The sequence below is a fragment of the Mycobacterium sp. P2_H7 genome, assembly GCF_056403275.1.
In genome coordinates this window covers 205,846-221,308 of sequence record NZ_JBFUFU010000006.1, presented here as the reverse complement: position 1 = coordinate 221,308, position 15,463 = coordinate 205,846, and the positions used below count along the sequence as shown (strand labels likewise).

General features: G+C 67.8%; 17 protein-coding genes and 1 pseudogene. 11 read left to right on the top strand and 7 right to left on the bottom strand.

Features of this window, described 5'->3' with window-relative positions; all coding sequences use genetic code 11:
* Positions 1 to 5: 5 nt before the first annotated feature.
* Positions 6 to 1,223 carry a cytochrome P450 gene (locus tag AC1DY7_RS09670; RefSeq protein WP_477493447.1) on the top strand — a complete coding sequence of 406 codons (1,218 nt, stop codon included), beginning with the start codon at positions 6 to 8 and terminating at the stop codon, positions 1,221 to 1,223.
* On the opposite strand, the gene AC1DY7_RS09665 is transcribed toward AC1DY7_RS09670, so the two are convergent.
* On the bottom strand, positions 1,220 to 1,450 hold the full coding sequence (locus AC1DY7_RS09665; RefSeq protein ID WP_477493446.1) for a hypothetical protein: 231 nt from the start codon (positions 1,448 to 1,450) through the stop codon (positions 1,220 to 1,222). The two genes, AC1DY7_RS09670 and AC1DY7_RS09665, sit on opposite strands and share 4 nt — an antisense overlap.
* A gap of 173 nt (positions 1,451 to 1,623) precedes the next feature.
* On the opposite strand from AC1DY7_RS09665, the gene AC1DY7_RS09660 reads away from it, so the two are divergent.
* The 4 genes from AC1DY7_RS09660 to AC1DY7_RS09645 all read left to right on the top strand — a co-directional run bounded on the left by AC1DY7_RS09660 (position 1,624) and on the right by AC1DY7_RS09645 (position 6,209).
* Entirely contained in the window at positions 1,624 to 2,829 is a 1,206-nt protein-coding gene (locus tag AC1DY7_RS09660; RefSeq protein ID WP_477493445.1) for a saccharopine dehydrogenase family protein, read from the top strand.
* A 103-nt stretch (positions 2,830 to 2,932) separates the two neighbouring features.
* A complete protein-coding gene (locus AC1DY7_RS09655) occupies positions 2,933 to 4,273 on the top strand; it encodes an acetyl-CoA hydrolase/transferase family protein (RefSeq protein WP_477493444.1) in 1,341 nt (446 codons plus the stop codon).
* 29 nt (positions 4,274 to 4,302) lie between these two features.
* Positions 4,303 to 5,652: a hydroxysqualene dehydroxylase HpnE gene (hpnE, locus tag AC1DY7_RS09650; protein ID WP_477493443.1), complete on the top strand. Its 1,350-nt coding sequence runs from the start codon at positions 4,303 to 4,305 to the stop codon at positions 5,650 to 5,652.
* Positions 5,649 to 6,209 carry a TetR/AcrR family transcriptional regulator gene (locus tag AC1DY7_RS09645; protein ID WP_477493442.1) on the top strand — a complete coding sequence of 187 codons (561 nt, stop codon included), beginning with the start codon at positions 5,649 to 5,651 and terminating at the stop codon, positions 6,207 to 6,209. Before hpnE ends, AC1DY7_RS09645 begins: the two co-directional genes overlap by 4 nt.
* On the opposite strand, the gene AC1DY7_RS09640 is transcribed toward AC1DY7_RS09645, so the two are convergent.
* The 6 genes and pseudogenes from AC1DY7_RS09640 to AC1DY7_RS09615 all read right to left on the bottom strand — a co-directional run bounded on the left by AC1DY7_RS09640 (position 6,196) and on the right by AC1DY7_RS09615 (position 11,684).
* A complete protein-coding gene (locus AC1DY7_RS09640) occupies positions 6,196 to 6,951 on the bottom strand; it encodes an amino acid ABC transporter ATP-binding protein (protein ID WP_477493509.1) in 756 nt (251 codons plus the stop codon). The genes AC1DY7_RS09645 and AC1DY7_RS09640 overlap by 14 nt on opposite strands.
* Positions 6,952 to 6,959: 8 nt before the next feature.
* Positions 6,960 to 8,354, bottom strand: a complete 1,395-nt coding sequence (locus AC1DY7_RS09635) for an ABC transporter permease subunit (protein WP_477493508.1) — start codon at positions 8,352 to 8,354, stop codon at positions 6,960 to 6,962.
* Positions 8,355 to 8,855: 501 nt separating this feature from the next.
* Positions 8,856 to 9,104 (bottom strand): annotated as a pseudogene (locus AC1DY7_RS09630) (transporter substrate-binding domain-containing protein); the annotation flags it as partial.
* Positions 9,105 to 9,214: 110 nt separating this feature from the next.
* Positions 9,215 to 10,075 (bottom strand): tRNA glutamyl-Q(34) synthetase GluQRS, encoded by an 861-nt coding sequence (gene gluQRS, locus AC1DY7_RS09625; RefSeq protein ID WP_477493441.1) that lies wholly within the window; start codon positions 10,073 to 10,075, stop codon positions 9,215 to 9,217.
* Between the two features lie 14 nt (positions 10,076 to 10,089).
* A complete protein-coding gene (locus tag AC1DY7_RS09620; protein WP_477493440.1) occupies positions 10,090 to 10,734 on the bottom strand; it encodes an MBL fold metallo-hydrolase in 645 nt (214 codons plus the stop codon).
* A 98-nt stretch (positions 10,735 to 10,832) separates the two neighbouring features.
* Positions 10,833 to 11,684, bottom strand: a complete 852-nt coding sequence (locus tag AC1DY7_RS09615; RefSeq protein ID WP_477493439.1) for an aspartate/glutamate racemase family protein — start codon at positions 11,682 to 11,684, stop codon at positions 10,833 to 10,835.
* A 182-nt stretch (positions 11,685 to 11,866) separates the two neighbouring features.
* On the opposite strand from AC1DY7_RS09615, the gene AC1DY7_RS09610 reads away from it, so the two are divergent.
* The 6 genes from AC1DY7_RS09610 to AC1DY7_RS09585 are packed head-to-tail and all read left to right on the top strand — an operon-like array spanning position 11,867 to position 15,463.
* Positions 11,867 to 12,085 carry a hypothetical protein gene (locus AC1DY7_RS09610; protein WP_477493438.1) on the top strand — a complete coding sequence of 73 codons (219 nt, stop codon included), beginning with the start codon at positions 11,867 to 11,869 and terminating at the stop codon, positions 12,083 to 12,085.
* On the top strand, positions 12,075 to 12,587 hold the full coding sequence (locus tag AC1DY7_RS09605; protein WP_477493507.1) for a glycine-rich domain-containing protein: 513 nt from the start codon (positions 12,075 to 12,077) through the stop codon (positions 12,585 to 12,587). The genes AC1DY7_RS09610 and AC1DY7_RS09605 overlap by 11 nt, the downstream gene beginning before the upstream one ends.
* 22 nt (positions 12,588 to 12,609) lie before the next feature.
* Positions 12,610 to 13,275 (top strand): response regulator transcription factor, encoded by a 666-nt coding sequence (locus AC1DY7_RS09600; protein ID WP_477493437.1) that lies wholly within the window; start codon positions 12,610 to 12,612, stop codon positions 13,273 to 13,275.
* 15 nt (positions 13,276 to 13,290) lie between these two features.
* Positions 13,291 to 13,461: a hypothetical protein gene (locus AC1DY7_RS09595; protein WP_477493436.1), complete on the top strand. Its 171-nt coding sequence runs from the start codon at positions 13,291 to 13,293 to the stop codon at positions 13,459 to 13,461.
* The gene (locus AC1DY7_RS09590; RefSeq protein WP_477493435.1) at positions 13,434 to 14,528 is read left to right on the top strand and encodes a sensor histidine kinase; all 1,095 of its coding nucleotides are present in this window, start codon (positions 13,434 to 13,436) and stop codon (positions 14,526 to 14,528) included. The genes AC1DY7_RS09595 and AC1DY7_RS09590 overlap by 28 nt, the downstream gene beginning before the upstream one ends.
* Positions 14,525 to 15,463, top strand: a complete 939-nt coding sequence (locus AC1DY7_RS09585) for a TAXI family TRAP transporter solute-binding subunit (protein ID WP_477493434.1) — start codon at positions 14,525 to 14,527, stop codon at positions 15,461 to 15,463. The genes AC1DY7_RS09590 and AC1DY7_RS09585 overlap by 4 nt, the downstream gene beginning before the upstream one ends.

Here is a 15,463-nt window from a genome sequence, read left to right as displayed (position 1 = left end):
AGGGTATGACTACAGCCGACGCGCAGACGCTGCTGGTCCAGATGCTCGACCCGGCTGTCCGCGCGGACCCATACCCGGTGTTCGGACAGATCCGGGAGCTGGGTCCGATGGTGCTGCCCGAGGCCAACATGGTGGTGTTCGCGGGATTCGCGGACTGCGACGAGGTCCTACGGCACCCGTCGTCGTGCAGTGACGGGATGAAGTCGTCGGTGGTCCAGCGCCAGATCGCCGAGGGCATCAGCCCGCAGCGTGCGGCGACGCCCGGGTTCCTGTTCCTCGATCCGCCCGACCACACCCGGTTGCGCAAGCTGGCGCAGCAGGCGTTCTCGCCCAAGGCGGTACGCGCACTGGAACCCGAAATCGAATCACTGGTCGCCGAACTGCTGGACAAGGTCGCCGAGTCCGGGCGCCTGGACGTGGTGCCCGACCTGGCGTATCCGCTGCCGGTCGCGGTGATCTGCCGGATGCTCGGAGTCCCGCTAGAGGACGAACCGCAGTTCAGCCGGGCCGCGGCGCTGCTGGCGCAGGGGCTCGACCCGATCATGACGCTGACGGGCCAAGCGTCCGAGACCGCCGACGAACGCCTGCAGGCCGGCGAATGGATGCGTGAGTACCTCGGGGCCTTGGTGGAGAAGCGTCGCGCCGACCCGCGTGAGGACATGATCTCCGCTCTCATCGCGGCGGAGGAGGACGGCGACCAGCTCACCGCCGACGAGATCGTCGCGACCTGCAACCTGCTGCTCGTCGCGGGTCACGAGACGACGGTCAACCTGATCGCCAATGCCGTGCGGGCGATGATGCGGGACCCGGCGCAGTGGACCGCGCTGGCGGCCGACCCGGACCGGGCGGGCGCGGTCATCGAGGAGACGCTGCGCTACGACCCGCCCGTGCAGCTGGTGATGCGGATCGCCGGAGCCGAGATGCAGATCGGTGAGGTCACCGTTCCGGTGGGTGACAGCATCCTGCTGCTGATCGCCGCGGCGAACCGCGACCCGGAGGCCTTCGATCGGCCGGATGACTTCGACCCCGACCGGGAAGGGTTGCGGCACTTGACTTTCAGCAAGGGTCCGCACTTCTGTCTCGGCGCGCCCTTGGCCCGGTTGGAGGCCCGCATCGCGTTGACCGAACTGGCACGCCGGTTCCCGGACATTCGGCCGACGGCCGGCCCGGTCTACAAGCCGAACGTCACGCTGCGCGGACTGGCGTCACTGCCACTGGGCTAGGGGTGGTGGACCATCCCGACCCAGCCGTTGAATTGGTGGGCCGGTGGTGCTTTCACCGTCGGGGTGGCGATGACCCGGATGTGACCCGCGGTCTGGCAGACGGTGGCACCTGTGTCGGAGGGCCGGCACGGCGGGCCTGACGGCGCGGCAGCCGCGGGGGAGGCCGCGGCGATGGCGGCTGAGATCAATCCGGTGGCGATGGCGATGGCTATTGAAGTGGTGTGCATGAACTCACCTTCGCCGCGTCGGTCGCCCGGCACAGCGGTGGTGGCCCTCCACTTTTCCGGGGGTTAACCCCTCCACCGGGTGGATACGTATTTCGTCGTCGATCCTGCGGATCAGTCTGCATTCCGTACAAACTCTTGCGAAATCAAGATGAATCCGCACTAGGGTGGCCTTCATGCGGATTCTCCTGGTGGGTGCCGGCGGTGTCGGTTCGGCGTTCTGTTCGATTGCTGCGCGACGGGACTTCTTCGACGCAATCGTCGTGTGCGACTACGACGAGGCGCAGGCGCTGCGGGTCGCCGACGGCGTCGGTGATGACAGGTTCAGCGGGGCCCGCGTCGACGCGAGTTCGGCCGACGCGATCGCCGGACTGGTGCGTGAGCACGGCATCACCCATGTGATGAACGCCGTCGATCCCCGGTTCGTCATGCCGATCTTCAACGGCGCGATCGCCGGCGGCGCCGACTATCTGGACATGGCGATGAGCCTGTCGCAGCGTCATCCGGACCAGCCCTACGAACTCCCGGGGATCAAACTCGGCGACGAGCAGTTCGCCGCCGAAGCTGACTGGCAGGCCGCGGGCCGGCTGGCACTGGTCGGGATCGGCGTGGAGCCGGGCCTGTCCGATGTGTTCGCCCGCTATGCCGCCGACCATCTGTTCGCCGAGATCGATGAGCTCGGCACCCGCGACGGCTCCAACCTGACGGTCGAGGGGTACGACTTCGCGCCGTCATTCTCCATCTGGACCACCATCGAGGAATGCCTGAACCCCCCGGTGATCTGGGAGGCCGACCGGGGCTGGTTCACCACCGAACCCTTCAGCGAGCCAGAGGTTTTCGACTTTCCCGACGGTATCGGCCCGGTCGAGTGTGTCAACGTCGAGCACGAAGAGGTGCTGCTGATGCCGCGCTGGGTGAAGTGCCGGCGGGCCACCTTCAAATACGGATTGGGCGCCGAGTTCATCGACGTGCTCAAGGCGCTGCACAAGCTGGGCCTCGACCGCACGGAGAAGGTGTCGGTGGGCGGCCAGCTGGTCAGCCCCCGCGATGTCGTCGCGGCCTGCCTACCCAACCCCGCCACTCTCGGCCCTCGGATGACGGGCAAGACGTGTGCCGGGTTGTGGGTGACCGGCACCGGCACCGACGGTGAAGCGCGGTCGACCTACCTGTACCACGTGGTGGACAACGAATGGTCGATGGTGGAGTACGGCCACCAATGCGTGGTGTGGCAGACGGCGGTCAATCCGGTTGTCGCATTGGAACTTCTGGCGAATGGGACATGGTCGGGCAGCGGCGTGCTCGGCCCCGAGGCGTTCGACCCGGTGCCCTTCCTGGACCTGCTGACCGCCTACGGGTCACCGTGGGGAGTCAAAGAACTGTAGGAGGTCGTTCGCAATGTCACGCTGACAGCCCCGCCGCGTAGATATATCCATGACGAGGCTGTCAGGGTGACATTGCGATTGGCGGACACGTAGCGTCGAGTCCATGCCGACCGAGCTCACCGCCGAGCAAGCCGCCGCGCAACTGCGGACGACCGATACCTTGGGAATTCCGCTGGGGCCCGGTCAGCCGCCCGCCTTCCTGGCCGCACTGGGCGCCCGCGACGACTGGATCGACCTGCGGGTGTACGGCGCACTGCTCGCAGTGCTCACCGAGCTCTTCACCCGCACCGGCGTGCACTACCTGTCCGGGTTCTATGGACCCCTGGACCGGGCGTTGCGCGACGGCGGAGCCGATGTCGAGTTCACGCCCGCGGACTTCCGGCGTTTCGGCCCGCTGCTGCGACGGCAGTCCCCGCGGGTGATGACGACTGTCACGGCAGCACCGGATGCCGACGGCTGGTGCTCGCTGTCCCTGCACGCCGGCGGGACCGTCGACGAATTGCGCCGTGCCGGAGCGGATCCCGACCGGCTACTGATCGTCGAGGCTTCCGACGCCTTCCCGCGGACCTACGGCCTGCGCGATGGGTACCGGCACGCCCTGCACATCGATGAGATCGACATCCTGGTGCGTTCGTCGGAGGCGCCGTTGGAGTTGCCCGGCGGTGATACGCCGCCGAGCGACGTCGACCGGGCGATCGCGCACAACGCCGTCGCGTACATGCCGCCGGGGGTGACCCTGCAGACCGGTATCGGTTCGATCCCCAACCAGATCGCGACACTGCTCGCCGAGGGCGATGCCGGCGACTTCGGCTTGCACAGCGAGATGTTCACCGACGGCTGTATGCGCCTGCACCGGGCGGGCAAGATCACCAACGCCCGCAAGGGCCAGTTCGACGGCGTCAGTGTGACGACCTTCGCGTTCGGTTCGGCTGAACTCTACGAGTGGCTGGACGGCAACCGAGAGGTCGCGTTCCTGCCCGTCGAGGTCGTCAACGCCCCCGACGTGATCGCCGAGAACGACCGCATGGTCACCATCAACGGTGCGCTGGCCATCGACATCCACGGTCAGGTGGTCGCCGACACCATTGCCGGCGGTCAGTTCAGTGGGATCGGCGGCGCCGAGGATTTCGTGGCGGGGGCAGGGCTCGAGTTGTCCGACCGCTCACTCATCTGCCTGCCCTCGACCTACACCAGGGACGGCGTGCTGCACTCGCGGATCGTGCCGTGGTTCGGGCCCGGCGCTGTGATCACCACGCCACGGCATCATGTCGACGTCATCGTCACCGAACACGGCACCGCGGAACTCGAAGGCCTGACCGTGCGCGAGAGGGGCGAGGCCCTCGCGGCTATCGCCGATCCGCAGTTCCGGGACGGGCTGCTGGAAGCGGCCGAGCGTGCGGCCAAAGGCCGCTCGCCGGTGGCGGACCGCATCATCCTGGCCTAACTTACGAAATGTAAGTTATTGTCGGCCACATGGCTGAGGACACACGGCACTTTGTGGTGATCGGTGGCGGCCTGGCAGGCCTGGCTTCGGCCGTCTGGCTGGCCGAGGCGGGCAAGTACGTCACCCTGCTGGAACGGCGCGGCAGCCTCGGCGGCCGCACCCATGCCATGCACGCGGATGCGGTCGACGATGTGCCGGACAACGGCCAACACGTCATCGCCAGCGGATATCAGCACCTGTACCGGTACCTGGAAAGTGTCGGTACCCGGCAATACATTGAGTTCCCGAAGTCCTCGACCCTGCGCTGGCCCGACGGGCGCCACGTCACCATGCACACCACAGGTCCCGGTGCCATCCGCACGTTGTTCGGTGTGCATCCCGACGCCGGCTGGGGTGAGAGGTTGCGTGCCGCCCGCGCCACCGTGCTGCTGGGCTGGCAGGCCCTGCGTCAGCCGGCCGACCTCGCGGATCTGAGTACCGAGCAATGGTTCCAGCGCGTGGGGATGCCCGCCAAAGCGCGGGAAGCGTTGTGGGACTGGCTCGCTCTGGGGATCGCCGCCGAACCGGTGGCGCGCGAGTCGGCCAAGGTGTTCGCCGACGTCCTGGCCACCGGCATCCGCCTGGGAATCAAACACCGCACCCCGGTGACCATCGGCTATCCGACCGTCGATCTGGACACCCTGTACATCACCGGTGCGATCAAGGTGTTCGAAGAGCAGGGCGTAGACGTGCGCTACCGCACCGTCGCGCGCCGGGTTCGGATCGAGGACGGCAGCGTGCGCGCTGTCGTCCTGGCCGACGGCACCGAGATCCCCGCCGACGCGGTGATCTGCGCGGTCCCCAACTCCAGCATCGCCGGCCTACTCGACGACCTGCCCGAGCACGCCGAGATCTACGCGGCGGCAGACAAACTCGGCCACACGCCGATCGTGAGCACCAATCTGTACCTGGACCGGCCGCTGGGCACGGAGTCCGCCTTCGAGGGGCTGATCGGCGGTACCGGCGTCATCGACGAGGTCTTCGACCGGCAGATCATGCACGGCCGTGGCACCGAGCGGGCGTGGCTGTACTGCCTGACCACCAGCGGTGCCTACGAACAGATCCACAAGTCCAACGACGAGATCGTCGCCGAACAGCTGGAGCTGCTGCGCCGCTACTATCCGGCCGCTGCGCAGGCGAAAGTACTCCAGGCGCAGGTGGTGAAAATGCCCAAGGCCACCTTCTCCCAGGTGGTCGGGACAGATGCGCTGAGGCCACCACAGCGCACCTCGGTGCCGACGCTGGCGCTGGCAGGCGACTGGACCGCGACCGACTGGTCGGCCACCATGGAGAGCGCCGTGCAGAGCGCGGCGGTGGCCGTCGACCTTCTGCTGCAGTGACCAGACGACGCCTCAGTTCGGCCGATCGTCGCGATCAGTTGCTCGATGTCGCACGTGAAATCGTTGCAGCGGAGGGCTTCACCGGCCTCACCATCGACAAGGTAGCCCGGCAGTCCGGGGTGACCAGGACCGTGGTCTATCAGCAGTTCACCGACCTCGCGGGACTGACCACCGCGTTGCTGGACCGCGAATCGGCGATCGCCTTCGCCGGGATGAGCACCGTCGCCGACGTCGGCCTCGAACTGCTCGGCGCGGGCATCCTGGCGTATCTGCATGCGGCACCGGCGAGTTGGGGGATCATCCTGCGCCCACCCGACGGTGCCCCGCCCGAGGCGCGGGTCCGGATCGAACTCGGCCGCACCTACGCCCGCCGGGTGGCCGCCCGTCATCTCGGACTCGACCCCGATGGTGCGCCGCTACGAATCCTGTTGGCCGCCATCGAGGAACTGGCGCGGCTGCACCTGGAGGACCCGGACCGGTACCCGGACGAGATGGTGTGCACTCACCTGCGCTCGCTGGTGGCTTGGGCGGCCGATGCCGCGGTCACAACGGATTGAGAATCCGGTCCAGGAACTGCCGGGTGCGCTCCTGTGTGGGGTTCCCGATGACCTCGTCGGGGGTGCCGCGCTCGAGGATGATGCCCTGGTCGGTGAACAACACCTGTTGGGACACCTGCCTGGCGAACTGGATCTCGTGTGTGACGATCACCAGCGTCCAGCCTTCGACCGCGAGATCCTTGATGACGGAGAGCACCTCGCCGACCAGTTCCGGATCCAGCGCCGAGGTCGGCTCGTCGAAGAGCACCAGTTTCGGTTTCAGCGCCAGTGCCCGGGCGATACCGACGCGCTGCTGCTGACCACCCGACAACTGGAACGGGTATTGGTCCTGTTTGGCGGCCAACCCGACCTGATCCAGTAGTGCGACGGCCTCCGCGACCGCCTCGTCCTTCGGCCGCTTCTGCACGATCACCGGTCCCTCGATGATGTTCTGCAGCACCGTCTTGTGCGGGAACAGGTTGTGGCCCTGAAAGACGAACCCGCTGCGTGACTGGAACCGCCGCACCTCGGGTTTCGGTGTCGGCGTGGCGAAGTCGATCTCGACATCGTCCACCCGGATCACGCCGGCGTCGGCCCTGTCGAGCGCATTGAGGGTGCGCAACAGGGTCGTCTTACCCGACCCGGAGGGCCCGATGATGGCCGTGGCTGTGCCGCGCGCCACCGTGAACGACACGCCCTTGAGTACCTTGTTGTCGCCGAACGCCTTCTCGACGCCCTCGGCGACCACCCGGTATTCGGTCACGTCTTCGGTCATCGCGCCACATACCTTTCGAGTCGGCGTTCCAGCCGGTTCTGCCCGGAGGACAACACCAGGCAGATCACGTAGTAGTACACAGCAGCGGCAACGTAGGTCGAGAAGAAGTCGAACGTCGGCGCCCCGATGATCTGCGCCTGCCGGAACAGTTCGGTCACCAGGATGGCCGACGCCAGCGAGGTGTCCTTCACCAGTGAGATCAGCGTGTTGGACAACGGGGGTACCGCCACCCGGGCGGCCTGCGGCAGGATGATCCGGCGCAGCGCCCCGGCGTAGTTCAGGCCGATGGTCTCGGCCGCCTCCCACTGGCCCTTGGGGATGCTCTGGATCGCGGAGCGGATGATCTCCGCGGAGTAGCCGCCGACGTTCAGCGAGAAGGCGATGACGGCGGCGGTGAAGGCCGGCAGGGTGACCCCGAATTTGGGTAGGCCGTAGAAGACGATCACCAACTGCACCAGCAGCGGGGTGCCGCGGATCACCGAGATGTAGAACCGGGCCAGATTGGTCAGCACCACATTCGAGGACAGCCGGGCCAGTGCCACCGCCAGCGCGATGACCAGACCGACCACGAAGCTGATGATGGTGAGCGGAATGGTCGCGGTGATCGCAGCCTTGGCCAGCGGCCACAGATTGTCCAGGACCAGCTGGAAGCCGGAACGGGTCTGCGGCGCTTGCGCACCTTGTGCGGCAGGCGCGCCCGCGGCCTGGCCGGTGGCGTCGGCTTTGAGGTATTTCTGCGAGATGGAGGCCAGGGTGCCGTCGGCGCGGAGTTCGTCGAGCGCCCCGTTGAGTTCGGGTAGGTAGCCGCTGTCCTTGCGGGCGGCGAAGCCCTGATCGCTCTTCTCCCCGGTCTGAGCGGCGATCTTGACGGTCTTGTCGCCGGTCTCGGCGAGGTAGGCATAGACCGCGATGCTGTCGTTGACGGTGGCATCGATGCGGCCCTGGTTGAGCAGGGTGATGGCTTGGGCGAATCCTTCCACCGCTTCGACGGTGGCACCCGAGTCGCGGGCCACCTGGGCCCAGTTGCTGGTGCTGGACTGCGCGGTTGTCTTGCCCTTGAGGTCGGCCAGGGATTTGATCGAATCGTCGTTCGCCCGGGTGACGATCACCCCTTCGCCCACGGAATATGGTTGGGAGAGGTCGTATTTGGCTTGGCGTTCCGGGTTGATGGTGACCTCGTTGGCCACCACGTCGAATCGCTTTGCTTCCAGTGCCGCGAAGATCGAATCCCACGGTGTCTCGACGAACTCGACTGGCACACCGAGTTTCTCTCCGACCGCCTTGGCGACGTCGACGTCATAGCCGGTGAGCTCACCGGTCTTGGTGTCGTGGTAGCTGAAGGGCGAGTAGGTGCCCTCGGTGCCGACTCGCAGCACCCCGGCCGACCTGATCGGCGTGTCCGGTGGGGCGCCGGTCGCATCGGTCTTGAGGTACTTCTGCGAGATCTTGGCCAGCGTGCCGTCGGCGCGCAACGCGCTCAGGGCGCCGTCGAGTTCGGGAAGGTAGCCGCTGTCTTTGCGGGCGGCGAAGCCCTGCTCGCTCTTCTCGCCGACGGTGCCCGCGATCTTGACGGTCTTGTCACCGGTCTCGGCGAGGTAGGCGTAGACGGCGATGCTGTCGTTGACCACCACGTCGACGCGGCCCTGGTTGAGCAGGGTGATGGCCTGCGCGAAGCCCTCCACACTCTCGACCTTGGCGCCCGCCTTGCGGGCCACCTCCGACCAGTTGCTGGTGGCGTTCTCGGCGGCGGTCTTGCCCTTGAGATCGGCCAGTGACCTGATCGACGTGTCGCCGGCCCGGGTGACGATGACACCTTCGCCCACCGAATAGGGCTGCGACAGATCGTATTTGGCTTGGCGCTCAGGGTTGATGGTGACCTCGTTGGCCACCACGTCGAAGCGGTCGGCCTCCAGCCCCGCGAAGATCGAATCCCACGGCGTCTCGACGAACTCGACCTTCACGCCCAGCTTGTCGCCGACAGCCTTGGCCACATCGACGTCATAACCGGTCAGCTCGCCGGTTTTGGGGTCGTGGTAGCTGAACGGCGAGTACACCCCTTCGGTGCCCACCCGCAGCACACCGGCAGATGCGATCGGCTTGTCGCCGCCTCCTTTGGCTCCGCATCCGGCCGTCAGCAGCATGGCGAGCAGGGCAATCACCAGCACCACTGCGCTTGCCTTGCCGGATCGTCGAAGGGGGAAGCTCACCGGCGCAACCTAGCAACGTGCCGGCCTATACCCAACGGTTTCGCTCAACCCGGCTGGTAAATCCAGGGTTGGGTGGGTAACGCGGCGGGGTCGAACCGGGCGAGCATGGCTTGCGGTGGGCCCGGTGGCAGGTGCAGCGAATCGGCGATCTGCGCGAGCGCACGACCCACCCCGATCTCGGCGAGCGTCACCGCGCCGTCACGCTTGGCCAGTCGCTTGCCTTCGGCGTTGAGCACCAGCGGCACGTGTGCGTATACCGCGCGGGGATAGCCCAGGAGTGCACCGAGGTAGGCCTGCCGCGGCGACGAGGACAACAGGTCCTCCCCGCGCACCACCTGGTCGATGCCCTGCGCCGCGTCGTCGACCACCACGGCCAGGTTGTAGGCGGGGACGCCGTCGCCGCGGCGCAACACGAAATCGTCCACCACGCCGGTGTATCGGCCCTGGAGCAGGTCGGTGACGGTGTATTCGGCGGCGTCACTGCGCAGCCGCAGCGCGGGTGGGCGGTCACCCCGCCCCGAGCCGGGCGGCAGATCGCGGCATGTCCCCGGATAGGCGCCCTCCGGCGCGTGCGGTGCGCGCGGTGCCTGCAGGATGTCCTTTCTGCTGCAATGGCATTCGTATACCAGGCTACGGTCGGACAACTCCGCGATGACGGCGTCGTACCGATCCTGATGTGCCGTCTGATGTTCCGGCGGTTCATCCCAGGTCACCCCGACTGCCGCAAGGTCGGCGACTTGCCGGGCCGCCACATCGCTGAAGGTGCGGTCGTCGAGGTCTTCCACCCGCAGCAGGAACCGCCGTCCGGTCGAGCGGGCGAACAGCCACGCCAGGATCGCCGTGCGGAGATTGCCGATGTGCAGGTCGGCCGACGGGCTGGGCGCGAACCGCCCCGCAGCGCTCATGTCGCCAACCTAGATCAGGCGACCAGGGCCAACCGTTCCCGGGCCTGTTCGACGCACTGCGCCCATCGCCGCGCACCGGGGGCGTGCACCCCCGACTCGCCGGGGAAGGCACTGGTGATCACCAGGTCGGGCTGAAGTCCGGCCAGCACCTGCAGACTCCGCGACAGTGACCGCGCCTCGCTGAGCGACGGGATATAGCCCGGTATCCAGTTGCCGTCGGGATCCTGCATGATCGTGTCCCCGGTGAACAGGTAACTCTGCCCGTAGGCGCCGGGCACCAGATAGCAGGTGCTGCCGGGCGAGTGACCCGGCGTCGGGATCACCTCGATGCCGTTGCGGTCGACGTGTCGGCTGCCGACGGGCACGTCGACGTGCGCGTGCATCCCGATGTCGAGCAGTTCGGCTGCCGGTGCGTGCAGCTGGCTGTCGTACCGTTCGCTGATCGAGCGCAGCATCGGGCCTGCCTCGCGCAGATGTGACAGGTACTGGTGTGCCACGCCGCCGAGCGCGTCGAACTCGCCGAAGGCGTCGTCGGTCTCGGTGCTGTAGAACAGCACGTTGCCTGCCTCACCGCCGGTCCACAGGTACGCGTGGGTGGTGACGCCGGGAAAAGAGCGTTCCGAACTGGTTTCCCACAGGTCGGCTCGGATCTGTCGCATGAGTGCCCCCTCACTGGATTGGATACAGCTTTCAACATCAACCTGTGTTGAGGTCAAGCGATTTATCGCTGGGCACAATCCGCGCGGGGTCGGCAGGTTTACTCGCTCTCGTCGATGAACCTCTTCGCGGCATCGACCGCTGCATTCACGGCGACCACCAGGGGAACGTCGAACTGTGGCGCAATCCGGAGCCCAGAGGCCGACAGTGGGCCGCCGCCCATGATCACCGCTCGTGAACCGTCCAGCGCGATCGACTCGTGGACGGCGTCGCTCAGTGCCGCGTCGAGCTTGTCCGGCGACGCGACCAGTTCGGTGGGGTCACCGGGCGTGACCCGGACGCCGCGGTACAGATCCTGATAACCCAACGACGCGGCCTTCTGCTGGAAGGACTCGATCAGTGCCGGATCCGGGGTTACCGTCACGATGCCGAACTGTCGGCCTCCCCGGGCGGCTTGGTGGAAGGCTTCCTCGCCGATGCCGAGCACCGGAATCTGCACAGCAGCGCGCAATGCGTCCAATCCCGGATCGCTGAAAGCTCCCACGATGATGACGGCAACGTTCGGATCTTTCGCGGCAGCCACGCCGCGCTGCACCACGCCCTGCGCCGCGGTGGCCATGTCGTGAGGCGTCGTCAACAGAGCGGCAGCCCCGTCGTTGGTGATCCCGAGGATCTTCGCGGTGTCGCCGGCTTGCGTTTGGGCGAGATCAACCATGGAGGTGGTCGCGCCTGCACTGGAATTTGGGTTGATGAGAACGATCGTCTTGGCGGGTGTGGTTGCCGTTGAAGTGACTTCGGCCTGCCCGTAGCTGGTGATCAGAAGGCCGAAGGTGAACAGCCCCGCCATCGTCCGACGCCCGACGGTGCTCCGCGCCGCCCAGCGGGTGAGCCGGAAAGGGTTGATTTCCAACGTGTTACACGGCCGCGCAGTGCGGTCTGCATCGGATGCCATGGACCACACTGTAATCGCAGCTCATCGGGTCGGCAGGGCGGCGGTATGCGGATGTCCGGATCTCGAACAGCTCGTCAACCTGTGGATCGTGCAAGGAAACCCCGGCACCGATCGGGATGCTCTTCCCCGGCCGCCCGACACCGGCACATGATGACCGCAACCGGAGTAGAGGAGGGTTCATCATGCAGTTGGCAATCGGGCTGGCCGCACTGTTCGCGCTGGCCGTACTCACCGTCTCGGCGTGTCATCTTCACGCGAAACTGGAGCCGCAACCCGCCACCGATCTCTGGGACGCCGGTTCGGAATCCGACGGCGGGGCCGCGAAAGGCAAGAAGGGCGCGGCGTGGGTGGCGATCGCCGCGAGCTGCGGAGGCTGCGGTGGCTGCGGTTGTGGTGGGTGATCCGGTGCTGCGCACCGGCAACCTCGGACGCTCTCTGGTCGCCGTCGCCGAACTGGAGCTTCCCCCAGTGGTTTTCAAGACGTGTCCTTGGCAGCCGCGCGAACTCATCGAGATCGGCCTGCGGCAGTGGCTTCGGTGCTGTGCTGTCGCCCTGCGCGATGACCAGGTGATCGGCATGCCCTCGCATGCCGTCGACGAGGCTTGGCACGGGCTGATCCTGTGCACCATGCGGTATCAGGCGTTCTGCTCAGCCGCATATGGCCGGTTCATGCACCACACTCCGGTCGGCGGTGCGCCGGCGTGCAGCCCCGCCGCGGAAGAGCCCATGTCCGAGCAGCTGCGCCGGACGGTGATCGCTTGGGAACTCGTGGCGATGCCCGGGGAGCGGTGCGTGCTGTGGGATCTGGACGAGCGGGTCGGCGTCGAACGGCCGTGGGGGCTGGAGTCCGGCTACGTGGCGAAGATCCGGGCCGCGGTCGGCGAACTCCTCGCCGCGCCGTGACTTTCCGGAGATGATGTCGGACATGCGTGTGCTGCTTGTCGAGGATGACGAGGGGGTCGCCTCCGCCCTGGTCGAACTCCTCGAGCGCGCGGGCGCGGCCGTCGTGCATGCCGCCCGGGGGTCCGACGCCCTGCACCGCGTCAAGGGATGCGATCTGGTCCTGCTCGACCTGGGGCTGCCCGATATGGACGGTCTGGAGGTGCTGCGCACTCTGCGCCGGGCGACCATGGTGCCGGTGATCATCATGACCGCCCGGGACAGTGACGGCGCCGTGGTACTCGGACTGCGGGCCGGAGCCGACGACTATCTGGTGAAACCGGTCCGCAAGGCGGTGCTGCTGGCCCGCATCGACGCCGTCATGCGCCGGTTCCGACGCGGCGCCGGTGAGCTCACCGCTACGGCCGGCCCGGTGATCGCGGGGCCCGTCACCATCGATCGGGAGCGCCGCGAGGTCGTTGTGGCGGGCGAGGCGCGTGCGCTCACCAGAACCGAGTTCCAGATCCTGGCGACGCTCGCGGCCCGGCAGGGCGAGGCGGTCAGCCGGGAGGAGCTGATGCTGGAGGTGTGGGGGACCGCGGTGGTCGGCCGGTCGCGATCGCTGGACTTCTTCATCGGGCAGTTGCGCACCAAACTCACCGGGGTGCCGCTGCAGACGGTGCGCGGCTTCGGTTTCCGGCTGGACGGCTGAGGTCGGGCGGCCGAGATGGGATTACGCGTCCGGGTGGTGTTGGTGGTGCTCGCTCTGCTGGCAACCGCGGCGCTGGCCATCCCGCTGGCGTCGAGTTCGGCGGCACGGCGCACCGCGGTGCTGGCCGACGAACGGGGGCGCCAACCGCCGACCCGGCGGTGGCGGCGGCAGCAGGCCGCGGGTTGATCGATGCGCCCGCGCCGCAGTGGCCGCGGGTGCTGCCCTGGCGTACCGACCCGGTCCTGATCTCCAGCAGTGTCCGGCGCGACGGTGAAGTGGTCGGCGCCGTCGTCGTGGCCGCCGATCCCGCCACGGCCGCGCGTGATGTCGGCCGGGACTGGTTGTGGGTCGCGGTGGGGTGCCTGTTCATGCTCGTCGTCGCGGCCGTGGTGGCCCGGGCGCTCACCCGATGGGTGCTGCGCCCGCTGGACGGGCTGGAACGCGCCGTCGCGGAGATGACCGAGGGGGTGTCGGGTCCGCCCGCCCACGTCGCGGGCCCGCCGGAGTTGCGCCATTTCACCGCGGCGTTCAACACCATGGCCCACGTGGTGCGGGCCTCGCTGGACCGGCAACGCCGCCTCGTCGCCGACGCCTCGCACCAGTTGCGTAATCCGCTGGCCGCGGTGCGGTTGCGGGCCGACACCCTCGAAGACTATGTGCAGCAAGCCGGTTGGCCGACCTACAGCTCGATGACCGCCGAACTCGACCGATTCGAGAACCTGCTGGCGCAGCTGCTGCGGCTGGCCCGCGCCGAGGAGGTCAGCGGCAGCCGCCAGGTGGGCCTGGCCAGTACGGCCGAAGCCACCGACCTGGCCGACGTGATGACCGAACGCGAGGCATTCTGGCGGCCGCTGATGGAAGGCCAGGGGCAGAAACTCCAGGTCGGTTCGGATCCCGTTCCGGCAGTTCAGGTTCCGCGTCACGACATCGAGCAGTTGCTCGACGTCGCACTGGAGAACGCCCGACGCTATGCCGGAGCGGGTGCCACCGTCACCGTCGCGGCCACAGCGACCGGTGCCGGTGTCGAGTTGGTGGTGAGTGACGACGGCTGCGGGCTGCCGGAGGAGGATCTGGTCCGCGCCCCGCAACGATTCTGGCGGGGCGCCGACGACGGCTCGGGGACCGGCCTGGGGCTGGCCATCGCGGCCGAGATCGTCGCGGGCCATGGCGGGTTGCTCACCGTCGAGCCGGCGCCCGAGGGCGGTCTACTGGTGCGCTACCGCCTACCCGCGGCGAGTGAGGCCAACCCGTGATCCGCAACCAGTTGACCAGGCGCACTTTCCTTCTCGCGGCCGCAGCGCTGACGGCCTCCTGCGCCATCCCGGGTGGACCGAGCGGGCGCCTGCGCCTGGCCGCCGGCGATCCCGGCGGCATGTACCTGGCCTTCGCCGAGGTATTCGCCACCCAGCTGCGCGCCCGGTACCCGGACATCGACATCGAGGTCATCCCCACCGAGGGCACCGTCGACAACCTGGCCAGGCTGCGGGCGGGCGAGGTCGACATGGGCCTGGCGCTGGCCGACGTCGCCGAGCAGGACCGGACGTCGGAGACCGACGCGGCCGCACCGCTGGCCGTCGCCCGGGTGTACGAGAACTATCTGCAGGCGATCGTCAGCGATGCCCACGGCGTCCGCGACTTCGCCGATCTGCAAGGGCGGCGGGTGTCCATCGGGGCCGCCCGATCCGGCGGGGCGATGAGTAGCCGGGTGCTGTTCGAGGCGGCCGGGCTCAGCGGTCACGTGCAGATGCTGAACTACCGACTGCAGGAGGCGCTGTCCCGGCTGGCGGACGGTGACATCGCGGCCCTGCTGTGGTCGGGCGGCGTGCCGACACCGGCGATCAGCGACCTGGACGGTCAACTGCCGCTACGGATTCTCGACATCGGCGCGCGGGCCGCGCCGATGAGCCGGATCGCCGGGTACCCGTACATCGTGCGGCGGGTCCCGACCTGCGGGTACGTGTCGCCGGGGGTGTTGTCGATCGGGGTGCCCGACCTGCTGCTGTGCCGCCCGGATACGCCCGACGGGCTGGTCGGCGCCGTCGTCGACGTGCTGGCGACCGATGGGATGAAACTGGTGCCGCCCTACGTGCGCGGGCTGCAGTACCTGGACACCCCGTCGATGATCCAGACCGGTTTTCTTCCTTTGCATTCCGGCGCGGTGGGTGCCTACCGGAAGCTGCACGGCTGA